This is a genomic window from Psychromonas sp. 14N.309.X.WAT.B.A12 (assembly GCF_030397575.1).
In the GTDB taxonomy this organism is placed as follows: domain Bacteria; phylum Pseudomonadota; class Gammaproteobacteria; order Enterobacterales; family Psychromonadaceae; genus Psychromonas.
On the sequence record NZ_JAPNXS010000002.1, the window covers coordinates 152,277 to 175,265 of the forward strand.

10 protein-coding genes are annotated in these 22,989 nt (G+C 38.5%); 2 read left to right on the forward strand and 8 right to left on the reverse strand.

Features of this window, described 5'->3' with window-relative positions:
• Window positions 1-223: 223 nt before the first annotated feature.
• The gene (gene grcA, locus OW492_RS03740; protein WP_290038527.1) at window positions 224-604 is read left to right on the forward strand and encodes an autonomous glycyl radical cofactor GrcA; all 381 of its coding nucleotides are present in this window, start codon (window positions 224-226) and stop codon (window positions 602-604) included.
• 179 nt (window positions 605-783) lie between these two features.
• Here the strand turns inward: grcA and OW492_RS03745 are convergent, their stop codons facing one another.
• Together OW492_RS03745 and OW492_RS03750 are read right to left on the reverse strand one after the other, a co-directional pair.
• Entirely contained in the window at window positions 784-3,075 is a 2,292-nt protein-coding gene (locus tag OW492_RS03745; RefSeq protein ID WP_290038528.1) for a GGDEF domain-containing phosphodiesterase, read from the reverse strand.
• Window positions 3,076-3,459: 384 nt separating this feature from the next.
• Complete coding sequence (locus OW492_RS03750) at window positions 3,460-4,371, reverse strand: ZIP family metal transporter (protein WP_290038530.1); 912 nt, start codon at window positions 4,369-4,371, stop codon at window positions 3,460-3,462.
• Between the two features lie 729 nt (window positions 4,372-5,100).
• Here OW492_RS03750 and OW492_RS03755 point away from each other — a divergent pair.
• Window positions 5,101-6,012, forward strand: a complete 912-nt coding sequence (locus OW492_RS03755; RefSeq protein WP_290038531.1) for a bile acid:sodium symporter — start codon at window positions 5,101-5,103, stop codon at window positions 6,010-6,012.
• A gap of 442 nt (window positions 6,013-6,454) precedes the next feature.
• Here the strand turns inward: OW492_RS03755 and hrpA are convergent, their stop codons facing one another.
• From hrpA to gltB, 6 genes are all read right to left on the reverse strand, one after another.
• Window positions 6,455-10,342 carry an ATP-dependent RNA helicase HrpA gene (hrpA, locus tag OW492_RS03760; protein ID WP_290038532.1) on the reverse strand — a complete coding sequence of 1,296 codons (3,888 nt, stop codon included), beginning with the start codon at window positions 10,340-10,342 and terminating at the stop codon, window positions 6,455-6,457.
• 182 nt (window positions 10,343-10,524) lie between these two features.
• Complete coding sequence (locus OW492_RS03765; RefSeq protein WP_290038533.1) at window positions 10,525-12,018, reverse strand: Ppx/GppA phosphatase family protein; 1,494 nt, start codon at window positions 12,016-12,018, stop codon at window positions 10,525-10,527.
• Between the two features lie 47 nt (window positions 12,019-12,065).
• Entirely contained in the window at window positions 12,066-14,150 is a 2,085-nt protein-coding gene (gene ppk1 / locus OW492_RS03770; RefSeq protein ID WP_290038535.1) for a polyphosphate kinase 1, read from the reverse strand.
• A gap of 234 nt (window positions 14,151-14,384) precedes the next feature.
• Window positions 14,385-15,944: a Na+/H+ antiporter NhaC family protein gene (locus tag OW492_RS03775; protein ID WP_290038536.1), complete on the reverse strand. Its 1,560-nt coding sequence runs from the start codon at window positions 15,942-15,944 to the stop codon at window positions 14,385-14,387.
• A gap of 387 nt (window positions 15,945-16,331) precedes the next feature.
• Complete coding sequence (locus OW492_RS03780; protein WP_290038538.1) at window positions 16,332-17,801, reverse strand: glutamate synthase subunit beta; 1,470 nt, start codon at window positions 17,799-17,801, stop codon at window positions 16,332-16,334.
• Complete coding sequence (gene gltB, locus OW492_RS03785; protein WP_290038539.1) at window positions 17,801-22,318, reverse strand: glutamate synthase large subunit; 4,518 nt, start codon at window positions 22,316-22,318, stop codon at window positions 17,801-17,803. Before gltB ends, OW492_RS03780 begins: the two co-directional genes overlap by 1 nt.
• Window positions 22,319-22,989: the final 671 nt, after the last annotated feature.

A 22,989-nucleotide genomic window follows, 5' to 3' on the forward strand; every position in this document is an offset into this window, starting at 1 on the left:
TTGTTCACATTTAAATAACATAAGTTTTTTATAAAAAACAAACAGTTAGTAAACTTCCTTGATGCAGCTCAATTTACATACAAATAATCCTTAAATAAAGTAGGTGAATAGTGTTGTACATCCCTTAAAACCAGCCCTATAATCATTAATAGATTAATTAATCAGCAGTTATGAACAGTAAATTTAACTGGCATATTCATTAAACAAAATTAAGGGAAATATTATGGCTTTAGGTATCCAAATTACACAAGCAGATAACGCGGCATTATTAAATTCATTCTGGTTATTAGATCAAGAAAATGCACAAGCTCGTTGCCTATGTGTAAAAGATAATACATATGCAGAAGATCAAATTATCTCTTTGGCTGAACTAGGTGATATTCAATACAAAGAAGTAGCTATTGAAGCGCCAGCAGCGCAGGAAGGTGGTCAACACTTAAACGTTAATGTATTACGCCGTGAAACATTAGAAGATGCGATTAAGCACCCTGAAAAATACCCGCAATTAACCATTCGCGTATCAGGTTATGCAGTGCGCTTCAACTCATTAACACCAGAGCAACAGCAAGATGTATTAACGCGTACTTTTACTGAAAGTTTATAAGTTCTCCCCCCTAAAAGTGGGCTAACATGCTTTTTTAACACTAAATACATCACTTTCTAACAGCCTAACAATGCTTACTTATTAGGCTGTTTATTTCCACTTCCCCCTGGTACTTAACATCCATTCGAGTAACCAAAAACTGTTTAAAAGTTAAAAGCAAGTGACAGTAACCTGTTTAATCAATGGTTAACTGTATCAATTAACTTATCTAACTCCTTTGCAGGAATCGGTTTGCTGAAATAGAAACCTTGGAAGATGGCTAAACCAAGTTCGGTCAACAAATCCAATTGTTCTTTTTTTTCAACACCTTCAGTGACAACTTTTAAGTTAAAGTTATCAGCCAGATTAACAATAGACTTAACCATCATTAATGCATTTTTGTCATTATGAATATCTTTCATAAAAGAGCGGTCAATTTTAATTTCATCTATAGGCAGGTCTCTTAAGTAGCTTAGGGATGAGAAGCCAGTACCAAAGTCATCTAACGAAACTGAAATACCAATGGCTTTAAGTTTATTCAACTTATTTGTGGCAGCTTTAATATCCTTAAGAAAAATAGACTCCGTGACTTCCATAATTAATTTGCTAGCATCAATATGATAAAGGTTAACAACCTCGATAATCTTCTCAGCAAAATCTTTTTGCCAAATTTGTTTTGCACTTAAATTCACCGCAATAGTTAACGCCGCTGTGCTTGGTGAAGCTTGCCACTTTTGCAATTGTTTACAAGCTTGTTCAAGTACTTCCATACCAATAGGGACAATTAAATTGCTCTCTTCAGCCATATTAATAAAATCATAAGGAAGTAATAAGCCTAGAGTAGGATGTTGCCAACGGACCAGTGCTTCTGCTCCGATAATTTTATGCTCGTTAGAGTATTTAGGTTGTAAATAAATACAAAATTCATGATCATCGATAGATTGACGCATCGCTTTTTGTAATTCACCGCTATGATTTAAGTCATATTGTGTCTGTGGATCTAGAATGACAGCTTCGTTACCACCGTTAGCTTTTGCTCTATATAACGCCATATCTGCTAGCTGCAATACTTTATTTTCATGAAGCTCATTGGAGTTAAAAATAACCCCCCCCATGCTTGCCGTTACTTCATATTCGATGTCAATATCTTGCAAATCACTCTTCAAGGAAACCGCTTCAGACAACACCTTTATTAATTGATTAGCATAATTAGTCGTATAAGCAGTTGCGGCATTTAAGTGCCTTTCGATAAGCGGGAGAATTACCACAAACTCATCTCCCCCAAACCGAGAGATTAGTTCATTGCCCTGTCTATTGCGTAATAGCTTTTCAGCTATAATCGACAAAAGCTTATCCCCCATATAGTGCCCATAACTATCGTTGAGCAACTTAAACTTATCGATATCTAGAAATAGTAAGGCGCTATACCTATTTTGTTGCTGACTCTGTTTTACAGTCTCATGTAAATGCAATTCAAACTGAGTACGGTTGTACAATCCGGTTAACTGGTCGTGATAAGCTAACTCATGAATTCGTTGCTGATTAAGTTTTTCTTGGGTTATATCAAGCGCAAGTCCTACGACTAGGGTGGGGTTATTATCTTTATCTCGCTCAGCAATCCGACCTCGATCCCATATCCAAACAATTTTGCCGTCAGGTCGTTTTAAACGATATTTAATATTTAAAGTAATATCATCAGTCAATAATGCCGTAATCGCATCAAATACAGCGGCTTTGTCCTCTTCAAGAATACATTTTTCATATTCCTCAAAGGTTTGTTGATCTCCGTAAAGACCAGACATCTCTTCCCAGTTTTCGTTATAGGCCACTTCACCCGTTTGTGGATTCCACTCCCATAAACCTTCCTCCGACACACCTAGAACATGTTGCAATCGAGATTTATTTTTTTCTGAATCCTCTTTTAATTGGATAATATCAGTGACATCTTTTGAAATAACAAATAATCGTAATTGATTTTTTGTATTGTAAAATGGAATTTTAATAGAATGGAAATGGTGAGTTTTATTTTCTTTAATATCCATAGAAACATCAAAAGTTTCTACTGTTTCAAATTTCTTTAATACTGACTTTGTATTGTTTAAAATAGCTTCAGATTGCTCAAGGTTACCAGTGAAATCATGATCAATTTTACCAACTAACTCTGATTCAGTAGTCCCGTAAAGTTCAGCAACGCTCTTATTACCATAAACAAAACGCCCCTCCTCATCCTTTATCACCACAAAATCAGTGATATTCTGAAGTATATTATTGACAACTTTAAGAGATAAACGATGCTGTTGCTCATCAAGCAATAGCATACAAAATAGACTAGCTAATATGACGGTGAACAGTATCAAAATACTTGGTAGCTGACCAAACTGCACAGAGAAATAAAGGTGGATCAGAATGATAAGAACTGATGCTATACAAGTGATAACCAACACCCAAATGTACTTTTTTGTTGTAGATGCCGATTCTACAATATCAGACATACCTATTTCCCTATAACATATGTACTTTAACTTCACATAATAATCATACTTACAACAAAAAAGTACTAATTTTTGAGTATTAAGGTTAAAAGATAGCATTCCATGGATAATTTAGATCAAGGTCACGAAATGTAATGCCTTAAGTGAAAAACAAAAACTATAATGAAAAAACCATTAACTTCATTAAATTAGTGGATATTGTAACCAAGCATGAAATTGAACAGTATTAATATTAGTCAACTTTTAGAAGTTGAACAGTAAGAGATTCATTTTGGCAAGTTAATACCCTTGACTTCAAAAAGAGGTATGAGAAAAGACAGTGAACGGAGTGTAAAGGCCTCCCCCATTTATTAGGCCTTTTAAAAAGTATTTATCCATAGAGGCTTAACCTAGGGTGGTATCTAATAACATCATTAGCGCAAAACCAATCATCAACCCTATAGTCGCAACCGTTTTATTACCATTACTGTGTGTTTCTGGAATAACTTCATTGGAAACAACAAACAGCATCGCAGCTCCTGCCAACCCCAAACCAATTGGATACGCGACAATAAATCCCCCAGCTAAACTCACCCCCAATAATGAACCTAACGGCTCTAATAACCCTGTGGCCATTGCAATCAAAACAGAAAAGCCAGTATTAAAACCAGTGGCGCGTAAGGTTAATGCGACGGCTAACCCTTCAGGAATATCTTGTAATGCAATAGCCGTTGTTAGAGGCACACCAACAGACAAGTCACCTTGCGCATAACCAACACCAATCGCCATACCTTCAGGGAAATTATGTAATGCAATAGCAAATACAAACAACCAAGCGCGGCTGCAGGCTTCATGTCCTGCACCACAAGGCCCTGTATCCATGTGTTCATGAGGTACAAATTCATCTAACCCCATCATTAAAGCAACACCAATAATCATACCGAATAATACAATCATGCCCCCTAAGAAAGTACTTCCAGTAAAATCAATAGCCGCTTCAATACCGGGTAGCAATAATGAAAAAGCAGAAGCAGCTAACATCATGCCAGCAGCAAAACCAAGCATGGCATCAGAGAGTTTGCGCGGGATCTCTTTAATGAATAATGCAGGTAGGGTCCCAACAGCAGTAGCAACAAACCCAGCAGTACCACCTAATAAAGCATATTTAACATAGGCCTGATTATTCGCATTAATAGAATGTAAGATCATTAATGTGATTAAAATAACCGAAGCAATCAACGCGAGAATAAGATAGGGATGATTTTTACAGTGTTGTTTAAACCCAGATAACCAAGTATCAGGTGCAGTTATATCCATAGGAAAGTTCCTCATTTGTGTCATTCTATAGTAATGCACTTATTTAATGCGATGACTATTCTTAACGCATACTATCCCACAAATTAACAATCTATAGGTCATTTAACCTTTTCTTTTAATTTAGTTAATTTAAAAGTGAAAATAGAATTATGTGGTTAGCATGTAATGAACAACATAATTTAAAAATAGTACTATCCGTATTAAACACTAAAATTATAAATAGCTTAACTATCTATCATACCAACTCAAGTCAGCAGATAACTTTCACAAAGACGACCGTTGACACCTTTAGGGACTCACTGCGACTTGTTAGTCGCTTAAATATATTCGTAAACAGAAAATAATAACGCTATGAAGGTGGCTTTCGGTTAGCAATATTGAGTAAAAAAAATACCTATAACTGCGAAAATACCCTCATTAAATATTTATAAATCAATAAACGTTATAAAATTATGAACAAAATAGTTAAACATCTTTAAGTGTAAAAAGAAGGTGTAGAAGCTTATAGTTACCCTTTATAGGCTACCTATCACTTTTCAAGTTGATTTGATGAATACAGAGAAACAACTTGCCATTATATTCTCAGACTCCATTCCCACGTAAAGCATAGGTACGAGTTACAAGTAATTCCCCATACATTATCAACAAATACTGCGCCATATCAAAACCTCCTTACAAAACTCCCGCTAATATCAATACCATCAAGCTATTCCTGAACTAAGGGGTTTTATGACACCAATTATTGCACAAGCTGTTACTCAAATTATGTTACCTGTTGTATTAGGGTTGGTAATGTTAGGGATGGGGTTAAGCTTACAAATAAAAGACTTTAAAGCAGTATTAACTGAACCAAAAGCTGCGATGATTGGTTTATTACTACAACTACTTTTACTGCCGATATTAGCGCTGTTTATTAGTAAGGTTTTTGCACTTAATCAAACGGCGGCAGCTGGGCTATTTTTATTGGCGTTATGTCCTGGTGGTGCGACTTCAAACTTATTTTCTTTTCTTGCTAAGGGTAACCTCGCCTTAAGTGTTTGCTTAACAAGCCTGGTTAGTATGTTATCACCACTCATTTTACCGATAACCTTTATTGGCTTCATCCATTACAGCGGTAGCGCAGATAACCAACTTTTTGATTTACCTTTGTTACCAGCAATGAAACAACTCGCTGTTGTCACCTTACTTCCAACAGTAGTTGGTATGAGTATTCGTTATTTTGCCGATAAATGGTCGCAGTCGGCTATTCCTTTGGTTAAAAAGGGATCAACAATTGCGATGTTATTAGTGATTACTGCACTTGTTTTGACAAACTTAACGATTATTCCTGCGATGCTTTCTTTACAGGGTGTTGCTGTAGTGACTATGTGTAGTTTGGCGTTAATCATTGCCTATTTTATGTCAGGCAAGTTGAATGTTAACAACACAGATAGAAAAACTATTGCGATAGAGGTCGGCATTCAAAATGCAGGTACTGCGATGATGATTGCCTTCACTATCATGCATCAACCTGCACTGGCGACTATACCTTTACTGTATGGGCTGTTAATGAACATACCTGCGTTTATTTTTGTGTACTGGCTTTTACTCCTAAATAAAAAGAAAGACAAAGTAATTATGCCACTCGAAATAAGACCTTAGTTAACTAGAGACGCATGCGGTTGCAACTTCGCGCCATTAAACCTTTCCAAGTGATTGCCCATTTTTAATAAAGGTTAGATTAGTTGAGGCTAGCACGGAGATGCACATACGCAGCGCTACCTTAACAATGAACAGATGAATTAGATGCTCTATTTAAGCGTAGAAAAAACCGATGAAAGTAAGAAGTTGATTGCACTAACTAGTTGTTTTAATTAAACATAAATAACCAAGCTAGTATTCATTTTAACAAGCATAGATGAGTAGATAATTAGGAAAATTGTTACAAGCATAGGTTTGTCTGCTGACAAAGAGAAAGTAAAATCGCCAACCGTTGTAGATACTGCTAACAACATTGATGAATATGACGATCAAAAACAAGTAAATCGAGATTAACATTTTAAGTACCACTCCCACGCATAGCATGGGAATGATCTAAATAACTTTAGCCTTTCAATTCCGTCAACTTCAACCTCACACGTTTAGCGGACACTGGGTAAGGCGTACCTAACTGTTGTGCAAACAACGAAACCCGTAACTCTTCCATCATCCAATACACTTCAGCTAAACCTTCATGTTCCGTTTCATTACTTAATAACTGCTTACATAGTGCACGGTAACGCTCTTCCAGTTCATGCAGCTCAATAGTGTTTAATCGGTCTTGATTAGGATTAACCGGCAGCTTCTCTAGACGTTTTTGTAAGGCTAATAAATAACGCTTAATATCATTTAACTTCGCTTCACCTACTTGGCAAACAAAACCAGGGAAGATCAAACGCTCTAGTTGCGACTTAATATCTCCCTTTGCCACCAGCATGGTTAAATCAGCTTTGCCTTTAAGCTGTTTATTAACCGCATGTGCCAATGTTAATACCTCTTCAACCTGTTGGGTAATTTGTAAAGTTTTATCTGCAAGTTCTGCGCGTACTTTTTCTTTTTGAGCTTCAAATTCAGGTGCTTCTTGTGGGTGAACTTCACCGTCTAAAATGGCATCAACAGCACAACTAATACAGTCATCGATTAAGTCTTTAATTTGCCCAAAAGGATTGAAATACAAGCCTAGCTTCGCTTTATTCGGCAAGCTTTGTTGTAGATATTTAATCGGTGATGGCACATTTAATAGAATTAAACGGCGTACCCCAGCTTGGTTAAATCGTTGTGCTTTATCTTCACTATCAAACAGCTCAATGGCGACACTTTTGTTTTTATCCACTAGCGCTGGATACGCTTTTACTTCGTAACCTCCATGATCTTTCTTGAAAGATTTAGGTAATTTACCAAAGTCCCATTCAACTAAGTCAGACTTCTCAATCCCTTGTTTCGATACGTTAGATAAGGTCTGTTTTACCTTACCTTTTAGGTCGTGCTGTAATAATTTGAGGTCGGTGCCCACAGCAACACTTTTTTGTTTGTCATCAACCACATTAAACTTAATACGTAAATGCGTTGGCAAAGCATTTACATCCCAAGAATCTTCGGGGATGCGCACACCTGTCATGCGTAAAAGCTGTTTTTCGAAAGCTTCTAGTAGTGAGCCTTGTAAAGGCACTAAGTTCGCCATAGCGGCTTCTGCATAATTAGGTGCAGGAACAAAATTACGACGTATCGCTTTGGGTAATGTTTTAATTAAGGCAATCAATAACTCTTCACGTAAGGCCGGAATTTGCCAATCAAAACCTTGATCAGAAACCTGATTTAATAGCGCTAAAGGAATGTTCACCGTCACACCATCTTGACTAGTGCCCGGTTCAAAAGCGTACTCTAGCTTTAAACGGAAATCACCTTGCTGCCAAAAATCAGGGTAGGCATTAGCAGTCACTTTATCAGCATCATGCGCCATGACTTGTTCACGCTGATAATTTAATAAATCAGGTTGTTGTTTCTTTTCTCGATTCCACCAGCTATCAAACTGTTTTGCACTGCAGACAGTTTGCGGCACGATTTCATCGTAAAACAAGAACAAGGTTTCATCATCCACTAAAATGTCGCGACGACGTGATTTATGCTCTAACTCTTCAATATCATTTAATAATGCTTGGTTATCTTTAAAGAATTGATGACGAGTTTCAAACTCCCCTTCCACCAAAGCATGACGGATAAACAGTTCACGACACAATACAGGGTCGATTTGTGTATAAACAACACGGCGTTTACTGACAATGGGAATACCGTAGAGCGTTTGTGTTTCAAAGGCCCCTACGACACCCGATTTCTTCTGCCAATGCGGCTCTGCATAACTACGTTTAATTAAATGTTGTGCTTGCTGCTCAACCCACTCAGGTTTAATTCTTGCAGCCACACGCGCAAATAATTTAGAGGTTTCTACTAATTCGGCAAACATCCCCCATTTAGGCTGTTTTTTAAATAAACCAGAACCAGGGAACATATAGAATTTACTGTTGCGCGCTCCTAAGTATTCCGCATCTTTATCCTTTAAACCTATGTGTGATAACAAACCTGCCAATAGGGCTTGGTGAATTGCATCAAAGCTCGAAGGAGTATCGCTCACTTTAATATCTAACTCATCGGTCACTTGCTTAATTTGCGTGTAAATATCCTGCCACTCACGCACGCGCATATAGGCTAAAAAATCTTTCTGACACATTTTACGGAAGTTGTTATTGGTTAACTCTTCACGCTGTTCATTGATGTAGTTCCATAGATTGACGTAGGTAATGAAGTCAGATTCTTTATCATAAAAACGACGATGTTTTTCATCGGACGCTTGTTGTTTATCCATTGGACGTTCGCGCGGATCTTGAATACTTAAGGCCGCACTGATCACCATTACTTCGTGGACACAGTTAAATTCTTTTGCCGCTAAAATCATTCGAGCTAAGCGCGGATCTACTGGTAATTTAGCTAATTGACGCCCTAAGCCTGTCAATTTTTTTCGTGGGTCTTTAGCTTTTAAATTAACTGCACCTAACTCTTCTAACAGATTCAAACCATCTTTAATATTGCGATCTTCTGGTGGCTCTACAAATGGGAATTTATTTAATTCACCTAGGCCAAGCGATAACATCTGTAGAATAACCGACGATAAGTTAGTACGAAGTATTTCTGGGTCAGTAAATTCAGGGCGACCATTAAAGTCTTCTTCACTGTATAAACGAATACACACACCTTCACTAACACGACCACAACGGCCTTTACGCTGGTTTGCACTGGCCTGTGAAATGGCTTCAATCGGTAAGCGTTGTACTTTAGTGCGATAGCTGTAACGACTAATACGAACAGTACCCGTATCAATAACATATTTAATACCGGGAATAGTTAACGACGTTTCAGCAACGTTGGTTGCTAGGACAATGCGTTGCCCTCGATGACCTTGGAATATTTTATTTTGTTCTGCCACACTCAAGCGCGCAAACAAGGGTAAGACTTCAGTATCACGCAATTTACGTTTGGTTAATGCGTCTGCAGTATCACGAATTTCACGTTCACCATTCATGAAGATAAGAATATCGCCACGACCTAAACGTTGTAATTCATCTACCGCTTGGAAAATCCCCTCTATTTGATCGCCTGCCGCATATTCATCTAATGGACGATATAAGGTTTCCACTGGAAAAGTACGACCAGAGACTTCAATAATTGGTGCTGGTTTACCACGTTTATCAGAAAAGTGATTAGCAAAACGCTCAGGATCGATGGTCGCAGAGGTAATAATAACTTTAAGGTCAGGACGACGAGGTAATAGGCGTTTTAAATAACCCATTAAAAAATCGATATTTAAACTACGTTCATGAGCTTCATCTATAATGATAGTATCGTATTGACTTAAAAATCTGTCATTTTGAATTTCGGCTAATAAAATCCCATCAGTCATTAATTTAATGTAAGACTTATCGCTGACTTTATCGGTAAAACGAACACGATAACCAACGGTTTCACCCAACTCAGAATCAAGCTCATCTGCAATACGATTGGCGACCGTTCTCGCTGCTAAACGACGTGGTTGCGTATGACCAATTAAACCAGAAACGCCACGCCCTAACTCTAAACAGATTTTAGGAATTTGCGTCGTTTTACCTGAACCCGTTTCACCAGCAATGATAACCACTTGGTTGTTGGCAATCGCTTCGGCTATTTCATCTTTTTTCTGGCTAACCGGTAAGTCTGGATAACTCACTTCAGGTAGATTATCTAAACGCTGTTTACGCTTATCCATTGACACTTGAATATCAACGGCTATTTTGGTCAAACTCGCTTCTACTTTTTCGGGTGTTTTTAGATTACGTAAATCATCAATACGGCGCTTTAAGCGGAATTGATCTTTATATAACACGTCATTTAAATGGTCTTTTAAAGTAGTAGCAGAAATGGTCAAAACAAGTACCTAGCAGAAACAAAAAACCGATCCTAGCAAGGCTAATAGCAAAAGGATAGTGGGAGTTAAACGATTGAGAATGGTAATCTTGATAAACCATCATTTTTTATCCATATAAGTGCCTTTAACGGACATAAAAGTAAGTGTTATTCACCTAATTTAACACTTACTTTTATGTGGGTTTACAGTTCGATAGATTCGGCAATTACTTTCAAGGTTAACCCTGCTTTATGTTGTTGAGCGACCTCTTTTTGTAACATAGCAAACAAGTCATTTTCTTTAAATAAAACCGCGGGTACATCAAGTTGTAACTTATCCCCATTGAGCTTTATTTTTGCTAACTGTAAAGGGAAGTCTCGACGCCCTAAAGTTAAAATGATCGCTACTCTGAGCAATTGTACTAATTGATAATACTCACTTTCACTGATCATATCTGACACAATAGCTTGTTTAATTTTACCTCGGTGATCACCCACCATAGTGGCTATAATTTCCTGTCCCTGCTCACTAAACCCCGGCATATCAGAATAATGCAAAATATAAGCGCCGTGATGTTGACGCTTTTTAGAATGAATATTAATGCCAATTTCATGGAGCAAAGCGGCATAACGTAGGAACATAAAGTGCATATCGTCGAGCGCTTTGCCTTGCTCAGACAGCTGCTGATTAAACAGTTGTAACTGTAACAACACGCGCCTACTAAAAACTTGGTCAATACGATGGAGGTGCAATAGGTTATTCACGGTACGGTCACGTGGTGCCATATCTTCTTCGGTACTACTTAAACCGTATAGCACCCCTTCACGTAACGCTGAAGTACAGACATTAATGTTCTTAATGGCAAACTCATCCATAAAACTACTGACAATGGCTAATGCGGCTGCTGTTAGTTCAAAACGGCTCTCTTCAACGCTTTCTAATCCTAATTTATCGAAGGTTTTAGCCCCCACAAATTGTGCAATTAAACGGCGCACACGTTTTTCAGTGATATGACTATCACCGTGTAACTCTAACATGCATTGTTTTATTGACTTGTAGGAGCCAGAAGTACCTAACACCCCCTTCCAACCGAGTTGCAAACACTCCTCTACAATCGGCGCTAAAGTTTGTCTTGCTTCAGCTTGAGCCAAGCGCATGCCTTTACGAGTGACTTCACCTTTACCAAAGTAACGTTGTGCAAAAGAGCGAGACCCCATCTCTAAGCTTTGTGCAAATTTAATTTTAAAACGCTTACCAATAATGAATTCGGTACTGCCACCACCAATATCCATCACAAACGTCGTGCCTTTAAGCGGATAGGTGTGAGCGACACCTTGATAGATTAGCTTGGCTTCTTGCTCGCCGCTGATCACTTCAATGGGGTGGGGGAAAATGGCTTTAGCACGTTCAATAAACTCATCACTGTTGACGGCTACGCGAAGGCTATAAGTGGCAACAATGCGAACTGCACGACAGGTTAACCCTGACAGTTGTTGGTTAAATTCAGCGAGACAATCTAAGCCACGCTGAATCGCTTCTTCCGATAAGACTTTATTTTCATCCAAGCCGCTGGCTAAACGAACACTTTTCTTATTAGTGAATACGGTTTGAATGCAGCCTGTTAACTCTCTTGCTACAATCAAATGAAAACTATTTGAACCTAAATCAATAGCGACTAAATGGCAGTCCTCATTCATATTTATTCCTCATTGTTATAACGATGTCACCAATAAAGTACTCGGTATTATTTTAGTGCTTTAGCTTCTTCTTTATTAATTTTTTGAAGATAGTCGTAAATTACCATTTGCGAGCGTAGTGGTTCGTCGCCTTTTTTCGGCGTTAAATATTCATTAGACTGATCTGTATTAAGAATCCTTGCCTTACAGTTATCAGCTAATTGAATATTAATGATATCAATAATGGTTTTTTGTACCTTAGGGCAATAAATCGGACACCCTACTTCAATACGTCTTTCTATGTTGCGCGTCATCCAATCCGCAGAGGAAATATAAACACGTTGTTTGCCACCGTTTGAGAAAATAGAAACACGTGCATGCTCTAAATAACGATCAACAATACTTACAGCGGTAATGTTTTCACTTTGACCTGAAACACCAGTCACCAATGCACAAATACCACGTACGATAAGAGTGACTTTCACACCAGCCTTACTGGCACGATACAATTGCTCAATAAAGATATCATCAACTAAGTTATTAAGCTTAAGTATAATTTCACTCGGGTAGCCTTGTTTAGCGTATTTAATCTCTTTATCAATTAACTCAATCACTTTATCGCGGGTATGCGTTGGCGATACAATTAAATGCTTATATTTAAACTGTAAGTAAGGTGATTTAATAAACTCAAATACCTGAGCGGATTCAGTACAAATATCTAAATCCGACGTGAACAAACTAAAATCAGTGTAAATTTGGGCATTACTTTCATTAAAGTTACCACTGCCAACATGTGCATAACGAATAATTTCCCCTTCTTCTTCACGGGTCACTACGCATAATTTAGCGTGTACTTTTAAGTTACTCACGCCATAGGTCACATGGACACCAGCATTAGATAGCTTTTCTGCCCATTCGATATTCGCTTCTTCATCAAAGCGCGCTTGCAGTTCAATATTAACGTGTACATGCTTACCGTTTTTCACTGCTTCAATTAGTGCTTCAATAACCGCAGATCTCTTTGCTACTCGGTATAAACATATCTCAATACTGACCACCTGTGGATCAAAGGCAGACTGTCTTAACCATTCAGTAAAATAGCTAAATTTATGATAAGGGTAATACAGTAAAATATCTTGCTCTTTAATCGCCTGCGTAATATTGCGGTAATTATCCAATACGATATGAGGTAAAGCAGGTAATTTTTTATAACGTAGATCTTTAGAGCCAATCGATGGAAATTGAATAAAATCTTTAAAACTTAAATAACGGCCACTCTCGTTTAAACGTTTGTTGGACTTTATTTTTAAGCCTTTTTTCAATACTTCAACCATAGCTTCAGGCATTTTTCTGTCATAAAGCAAACGTACTGGCTCTGCATTTAAACGGGAACGAAGTCCACTGGACATACTCTCTAATAAACTTTGATTAATTTCGCCATGTACTTCAAATTCAGCGTCACGGGTTAGCTTAATAGAAAAAGCACGAGTATGGCTAAAGTCATAAAATACGCTAAATACTGACTGCAGAGAGTGACGAATTATATTATCAATTAAGATAATATTTTTTTGTTTACTATTTTGATCGACAGGCAGCTCTACAAAACGGGGCACATCGCTTGGCACCTCGACTAATGCATAATGGTCTTTCAGGTCTTCCTCTGCGGTACGCATCTCAACCATTAAATAGGTGCAATCATTTTTTATTTGTTCAGTTAGATTGATTTTATCAGTAATCATCAACGGGAAAACATGGCTGCTTAATTCACTTTGAAAATACTCTGTTAACCATTGTTGCTGATATTCATTAAGTTGTTTTTCGTTAATCAGATCAATATCGTGATCGCTTAACAGCAATAATAACTCTTGATAGGTTTGGTCAAATTCATTTTGTAGTTGCTGTACTTTCTCTTGAATCTCCAAGAACAATTGCTTTGCTTTATCTTTTTTCTGAAATTGACTTAAAAACGCCACGCGTCTAACACTGGCAACACGCACTTGATAAAACTCATCAATATTACTTGAATAAATGCCTAAGAAACGTAATCGCTCGATCAGAGGAACAGTTTTATCTTGAGCTTCTTGTAACACTCTTTGATTAAAGGATAACCAACTAAGTTCTCTATCGAAGTACTGCTGTTGCGATGTTGACATAATATTTTGAATTCCATTTTTTATTAAGCGTAAGACTTTCTAAACTAGTCAAAGAAGATGACAAGGGTATGGCTAAAATATGAAATAAAAGTGACATAAAGTTAAAATTAATGAAGTAATAAATATAAGGGGAAAGGATCGACTAAGCAAACAATAAAATGGTAAAACTTTGAACTATAAAGACAAAAAAAGCAGGCGAACCTGCTTTTTATATTTAAGATAAGCGTAAAGTAACTAGTGGTTAGACATCATCTTCATAGCAGCAATGACTGCAATAAATGCAATGCTCGCTGCAGTCAACGAAATAGCCATAGATCCAGTAAAGCCAATTACTACAAAACCAACGATAGAGACTAATGCCATTGATAATGCGTAAGGTAACTGTGTTGAAACATGGTCAATATGCTGACAACGTGCCCCCGTTGAAGATAAGATAGTAGTATCAGATATTGGAGAACAATGATCGCCAAATACTGAGCCCGCTAATACCGCACTTAACATAGGCAGCATCATTGTTAAATCCGTTGCGCCCGCCATATCACCAGCAATCGGCAGCATGATACCGAAAGTGCCCCAAGATGTACCTGTAGAGAAAGCCATCGCACCAGATAATACGAATAAAATCACCGGTAACCAATGTAAACCGATATTACCTTGTACGAGTGTCGATAAATAATTACCGGTATTCATATCACCAATCACACTGCCAATTGACCAAGCAAAGAACAGGATGATGATAGCGCCAAACATCGATTTAGCACCCACCCATAAAGCAAAACGGATATTATCAAAAGATTGTTTTTGTTTAAGTACAGTGAACAATGCAAATGCTAAGCCTACCAAACCACCGTAAACTAATGACGCACCTACATCAGTATTCTCAAAAGCACCTAATACAGAAAATGTTTTACCAGCCTCTACTAGTGCATTGTTACCGGTATAAACCATAAAGAATAAAGTGGCTAAGATTAAGCTGATAATTGGGTAAACTAGGTCACCGACCTTGCCTCGTTGGTGTTCTTCAATGCCTAGCTCGTCTTGTAAATCAACATGATTAGCATCTTCCACTGTCGCATTATTTTCAGCAGCTTGTTCATGTTGCTTCATGGTCCCTATATCTAATTTAAATAAGATAACAGCAAACACCATTAACAAGGTAAATAGCGCATAGAAGTTCATTGGAATTAAGGCGACATAAGCCCCTAATGGCGAATACTCAGTCATGCCATGGCTAACTAAAATGCCACCAATAATGGTCATGATATAAGCGCCCCAACTCGACACTGGCATCAAGATACACATTGGTGCAGCAGTAGAATCAAGAATATAAGCTAGTTTGGCACGTGATACGTTAAAGCGGTCCGTCACTGGGCGTGATATGGAGCCAACCGCTAAACTGTTAAAGTAATCATCAATAAAGATAAATACACCCAAGAATGCCGCAAGCAGTGATGCACCACGTTTATCTTTAATATGATCCAATGCCCAATCAGCAAAAGCGCGCGTACCACCAGATAAGGTTAACACGGCAGTCATCATGCCAAGTAATAGCAAGAAGGCAACAATACTCATATTCCAAGTATTAAGGCCACCATCTTCCACAACAACACTTTTAACTGTACTGAAAATGTATTTGCCAGCATCCACGATTGAGTAATCAACCAGCAATAAAGCACCTAAGATAATACCGATACCAAGTGATATGAGTACGCGGCGAGTAATAATAGCTAACCCGAGCGCAACGGCAGCAGGTAAGATCGACAGCATCGAAGCTGAGAAGTCGATTAAAGACATGAAACTTTCCTTTGGTCTACATTAAATTCGAAACTGCAGGAATACAGTTTCTAGGCAATGTGTTTTAATTGAACGATAAAGTCCCAATCACACTAATTAAGTGCTCTATTTGTCAGAATAAATAGCGGCTATCAATTTGCTCAAGGAGTACCTTAAACAATCATCCTGGCTATTTTTCCTGCACATTAATTTAGCTCACTTATTTAATATAATCGGTATTAAATACCGAGTTCAGGGGGGCGAGATTTTATACTAGTTTAAGCACAAAAAAACCCCCTACTCTAAAAAAGAGAGGGGGTTTATCTTTTTACTATAATTTAAAACAAATGATTGGTTAATTTATCACTCAAATCAGTTCAATAAATGTTCGGCCATTATAATAAGGGTTTAGTTAGCGATCATTAATGAATCGTTGATACATTCAAGGTTAGTGTTACCCATCAGGTATGTATCAATTGCACGTGCTGCTTCACGACCTTCATTGATACAACGTACGATCAGTGATTGACCTGTACGCATATCACCAGCAGCAAAAACGCCACTTTGAGTTGTTTGGTAATCGTCAGTTTTAACGTTACCGCGCTCATCAAGACCAATCTCTAATTGTGCTAAAACACCTGTTGGTTCTGGGTGTAAGAAGCCCATTGCCAAGAATGCTTTAGTACAAGGAATTGAACGTACAGAACCTTCAACTTCTTTAAAGTTTGGACGTTGGCCCGGTGCTGCTTCTTCCCATTCGATATCCGCAACGACTAATTCTTTAACGTTACCGTTTTCATCACCAATAAACTCTTTAGTCAAGATAGACCAATGGCGATCCACGCCCTCTTCATGTGAAGTGGTTGTTTTTAAGATCATTGGGTACGAAGGCCAAGGCATGTTAACAGTACGTTTTTCAGGTGGAATTGGCATGATTTCCACTTGTGTAACTGAAGCAGCGCCATGACGGTTTGAGGTACCAACACAGTCAGAACCTGTATCACCACCACCGATAACCACTACGTGATCGTCAGCTGCATGGATTTCTTCTGTTTTAAGATCCATACCGTTAGCTCGACGGTTATTTTGACCTAGAAACTCCATTGCAAAGTGAACACCTTTCAGGTCACGACCTGGAATAGGTAAATCACGAGGTACAGTAGAGCCACCGCTTAATAACACAACATCAAACTGCTTACGTAAATCTTTAGCATCGAAATCAACACCGATATGTGCATTCACAACCATCTTAATACCAGCTGCTTCCATTACCGCGATTTTACGATCGATAACGTCCATACCTAGTTTAAAATCAGGAATACCAAAACGTAATAAGCCACCTACTTTTTCGTCACGCTCATAAACTGTCACAGTATGACCCGCTGAGTTTAATTGCTCAGCTGCTGCAAGACCAGCAGGACCTGAACCTATGATTGCCACTGTTTTACCCGTACGTGATGTCGGGATTTTAGGCGTTACGTAACCATTTTCGTAAGCTTTTTCTACGATGGTTTTTTCAATATTACAAATTGTAATTGGGTCTTGATTGATCCCTAATACACACGAGCTTTCACAAGGAGCAGGACAAACACGACCAGTAAATTCAGGGAAGTTGTTAGTAGAGCTTAGGATATCCCAAGCTTCTAACCAACTTTCACGGTACACCGCGTCATTGAATTCAGGGATGATGTTACCAATCGGACAACCGCTATGACAGAAAGGAACACCACAGTCCATACAACGAGAAGCTTGGTCATTGACCTTCTTACCAAACACGTCGTTTTGTACGAACTCTTTATTGTTTTTTAGGCGCTCTTCTACCGATACTTTCGGTGGCAATTCACGACCTAATTCTAAAAATCCAGTAGGCTTACCCATTATGCTTCTCCTTTCGCTCGAGCCGCTAATACAGCCTTGTAATCACGAGGCATTACTTTCACTACTTTAGCTAAGCTTGCTTCAACATCAGCTAAGAAATCTGCTGCTGTATTAGACTCAGTAAGTTCTAAATGTTTAGTGACTTTAGCAATTAATAGCGCTTTATCAGCTTCATCTAACGGATCTAAATCAACTAGTTCCATATTACAGTTAGCTGTGAATGTGTCATCTTTATCCCAAATATAAGCAACACCGCCACTCATACCTGCCGCAAAGTTACGACCTGTTGTACCTAAGTTAACCATGATACCACCAGTCATGTATTCACAACCGTGATCACCGATACCTTCTACAACGACTTCTGCACCCGAGTTACGTACACAGAAACGTTCACCAGCCATACCGTTAATGTAAGACTGACCAGACGTTGCACCATAGAAACATACGTTACCTACGATGATGTTGTCTTTCGATACAACACTTGAATTACGATGAGGATAAACCACGATCTGACCACCAGATAAACCTTTACCCCAGTAATCGTTCGCATCACCTTCAACAGTAAACTCAACACCTTTAGCAAGGAAACAACCAAATGATTGACCTGCAGAGCCGTTAAATTTAACTTGCATCGGCTGTGGTAAACCTTGGTCGTTGTACACTTTTGAGATCTCGTTTGACAACATGGTGCCACACGAGCGGTCGATATTAGTAATTGGGAATGAACCCGATACTGCTTCGCCTTTTTCTAGTGCCGGTTTAGCTAAATCAATCAGTTTTCTATCTAATACTGCTTCAAGGTTATGATTTTGAGTCGTTTGATTAAACATCCCATCATCTTCTTTAGCCGTTTCTTTAAATAGAATTGTGCTTAGGTTTAGGTTTTTGTATTTCCAATGGCTTACATCATCACGCACTTTAAGGTTTTGTGTTTGACCCACCATTTCAGTAATCGTCTTGTAACCTAGCTTAGCCATGTTTTCACGCATGCCTTGCACCATGTAACCGAAGAAAGTAACAACATCTTCTACACGGCCGTCAAAACGTTCACGTAATGTTTTATTTTGCGTTGCAATACCAACAGGACACGTATTCAAGTGACACTTACGCATCATGATACAACCTTCAACAACTAATGCTGCTGTTGCTACACCCCACTCTTCAGAACCTAGCAACGCTGCAATCGTTAAATCACGTGGTGTTTTCATCTGACCATCGGCTTGTAGAACAACACGGTTACGTAAACCATTCTTCATGAGCGTTTGATGTGCTTCAGATAAACCTAATTCCCACGGTAAACCTGCATGGCGGATAGACGATAAAGGTGATGCGCCAGTACCACCATCAAAACCAGCGATTAAGATAACGTCAGCTTTTGCTTTAGCAACACCTGATGCAATCGTACCTACACCTGCTTCTGATACTAACTTAACGTTAACACGACCTTCACGGTTCGCATTTTTCAAATCGTAGATAAGCTGTGCTAAATCTTCGATTGAGTAAATATCATGATGCGGTGGTGGTGAAATCAAACCTACGCCTGGCGTAGAGTGACGCGTGCGACCAATCCAGTCATCAACTTTATGACCTGGTAATTGACCACCTTCACCTGGTTTAGCACCCTGTGCCATTTTAATTTGGATTTCAGCTGCGTTAGTTAGATAGTAAGACGTTACACCAAAACGACCTGATGCCACTTGCTTAATAGCTGAACGTTCCCAGTCACCGTTTTCTTTTGGCTTGAAACGGATAGGATCTTCACCACCTTCACCAGAGTTTGACTTAGCGCCAATTCGGTTCATCGCAATCGCTAACGTTGAATGAGCTTCATGTGAGATAGAACCGAAGCTCATCGCACCTGTTGCAAAGCGTTTTAAAATATTTTCAGCTGGCTCTACTTCATCAATTGAGATTGGACCCGATGCTTTCGGTACAAACTCAAACTGGCTACGTAGCGTTGCAGCATCATCACCTTGTTTATCAACGGTTTCAGCGTACTGTTTAAACTGTTCGTAGTTTTTATTACGCGTTGATTCTTGCAGTAATGAAATCGTTGTTGGATTGAATAAATGCTTCTCACCACGTTGTTTCCATTGGTAAACACCACCTACATCTAAACGCTGTACAGGTACTGCACGTAATGGATAAGCAAAACGATGACGCACTAAAATTTCATTCGCAATATCATCGATCGATAGACCTTGAATACGCGTTACTGTGCCTTTGAAGTAATCATCAACAACTGATTTACTAATACCCAATGCTTCAAATATTTGTGCACCTTGGTAAGACTGAATCGTTGAGATACCCATTTTCGAGAAGATCTTCAATAGACCTGCATCGATTGCCGCTTTGTAAGACTTAAAGATATCTTCTACAGACTTCTCTGCAGGTAAACGTTTCTTAGCTTGAAGGTCAACAATCATCTCTTCAATTAAGTAAGCGTTAACAGCTGAAGCACCGTAACCAATTACTGTTGCGAAATGATGTGTTTCACGTACGTCGCCAGTTTCTACAACGATATCACACATAGCACGTAGGCCACGTTTGATTAAGTAATGATGTACCGCACCTGTTACTAACATAGCAGGAATTGGCGCATGATCAGACGTTGCGTTACGGTCAGAAAGAATAATGATTGAGTAACCATCGTGAATTGCATCTTCTGCGTAACGACAAATACGTGCCAATGCTTTCTTCAACTTGCCTGGTTCACCAGAAGCAGCAAAGAAAGTCTCTAATGTTTTAGCTTGTAAATGTTTATCATCAAGTGCATTAATTTTTTGTAATTCAGCATTACTTAATACAGGTGACTCAAGCTCAACTTTATGACAATGCTCAGGTGTTTCAGACAATAAATTCTGATCTTTACCTAAGTATGTATTAAGCGACATAACCATACGCTCACGAATCGGATCGATTGGTGGGTTAGTTACTTGCGCAAATAACTGCTTAAAGTAATGAGACAAATGTTGAGATTGATGCGATAACACAGCTAACGGCCAATCCACACCCATAGCACCCAATGGCTCTTTACCATCGCGGAACATAGGTAGAATGATTTCGTTAACTTCTTCTGATGTCACACCAAAAGCTTGTAAACGTTTTAATAACTTACCTGCATCAGGTTGAATATTACGCTCTAATGCCGCAGGTTGGTTTTCTAACTTAACTAAGTTGTTTTCTAACCATGTTTCATAAGGTTTTCTTGCTGCAATACCATCTTTCACTTCATCATCAGAGATGATACGACCTTGCTCAAGGTCAGCAACGAAGATACGACCAGGTTGTAAACGACCACGTAACTTAATATTTTCAGGTTCAATTTCTACAACACCTGATTCAGATGCCATCACTAGGAAGTCATCTTTAGTTACAGTGTAACGTGATGGACGTAAACCGTTACGGTCAAGCGTTGCCCCTACTTGCACACCATCAGTGAAACAAACAGACGCTGGGCCATCCCAAGGTTCCATTAAGTTTGCATGGTATTGGTAGAAAGCACGGCGCTTAGGATCCATGTTTTTATTTTCTTGCCAAGCTTCAGGAATCATCATCATTAATGCATGAGGAAGACTACGACCTGAAAGTACTAATAACTCCAGTGCCATATCGAAACTTGCTGAGTCAGACATACCATCAGTACAGATTGGCATTAACATATCTAATTCAGAGCGAGTGAAGTATTCTGCTTCTAGCAATGCTTCACGCGCTTTCATCCAGTTGATGTTACCGCGAACCGTATTAATTTCGCCATTGTGAGCAATGTAACGGAACGGTTGCGCTAAACGCCAGCGTGGGAATGTATTAGTAGAGAAACGAGAGTGAACTAACGCTAATGCAGTTACCATACTTGGGTTTTGTAAGTCTAAGAAGTATTGAGGTACTTGCTCAGTAGTTAACTGCCCTTTATAAACAATCGTTTTATAAGAAAAAGTATTAATGTAGAAGTTATCTTCAATACCATTAACTGATTCTAGACAAATACGTGTTGCGTAGTTACGTAAAATAAATAATTTACGCTCTAATACAGCCGGCTCCATATCTGGGCCACCAGTAACAAACATATGCTCGAACTGTGGTTCACTGCTTAGGGGGTCAGCACCAATCATCGAGTTATCTGTAGGAAGAACGCGGTAACCAATGACTTCAAGACAAAGACGTTCAGCGGTACGTGCTAAAATGTCACGACAATGATCACGATGATTTTTATCTTTAGGGAATAGGATGGTACCTACGCCATATTGATCAAACTTAGGAAGGGTAATCCCTTCTTTTAATGCTTCAGTTACTAAAAACTCATGCGGTTTTTGTAAAAGAATACCTGCACCATCACCACTACATGGATCACAACCTTGACCACCACGGTGTTCCATACGCGCTAGCATATCTAAAGCTTGTGTCACAATTTTGTGAGACTTGCTATTTTTAAGATGTGCTACAAAACCGATACCACAGGCATCGTGCTCCATTTCTGGCACATAAAGGCCTTGAGCATTCTGCTCTTTATTAGTCATAAACATGTCCTTCAAGATAAAACAGTAAAAATTTCCCGCACTGCTAAATCTAATGTTTCGAAGTGCTACACACGGCTTGTGATTTATTGAACAAAAAACAAGCAATTAATTTTTTATTACTTTTTGTAAGAAAACTACTTTTTTGAGAAAAGTGCACTTTTACAAAACGTCCTTGCTTAGTAAATAACTCGCATGACAACCCTACTAGCATAGGGCCAGTACACGAATTATTGATAACCACCCTACTGTTAGAGGTGAGAATTCGACGCTATTCTATCTTTTAAGCGACATAAAATCCAATTTTCTTATTCACTTATACTCTTTAGGCTAAAGAATGCAAGATAATGAAACCTAGATCACTTTTTTGAACATTAATTTCCCCAAACACGTTTAAATATGTAGGTAGCCGCTATATCGAAGAAATTAGATTACGAAGAATAATGACTATCATCTACAAAAAAATAGCGCTAAAACCTGCACAAACATGAATTTACATGCGGTAAAAGTGAATATTAATTCATAAGTTAAATGCTTGAAAAACTGTAAAAACAAATTAACAAGTGCTTTACATTTCAACCAAAACCAATCCAGATGATAAAAAAATTACATTTAAATTTTATTTAGTTGAAGTTCTGACAGGGTGATATTCGGACTTGTTTTTTATAACCTTC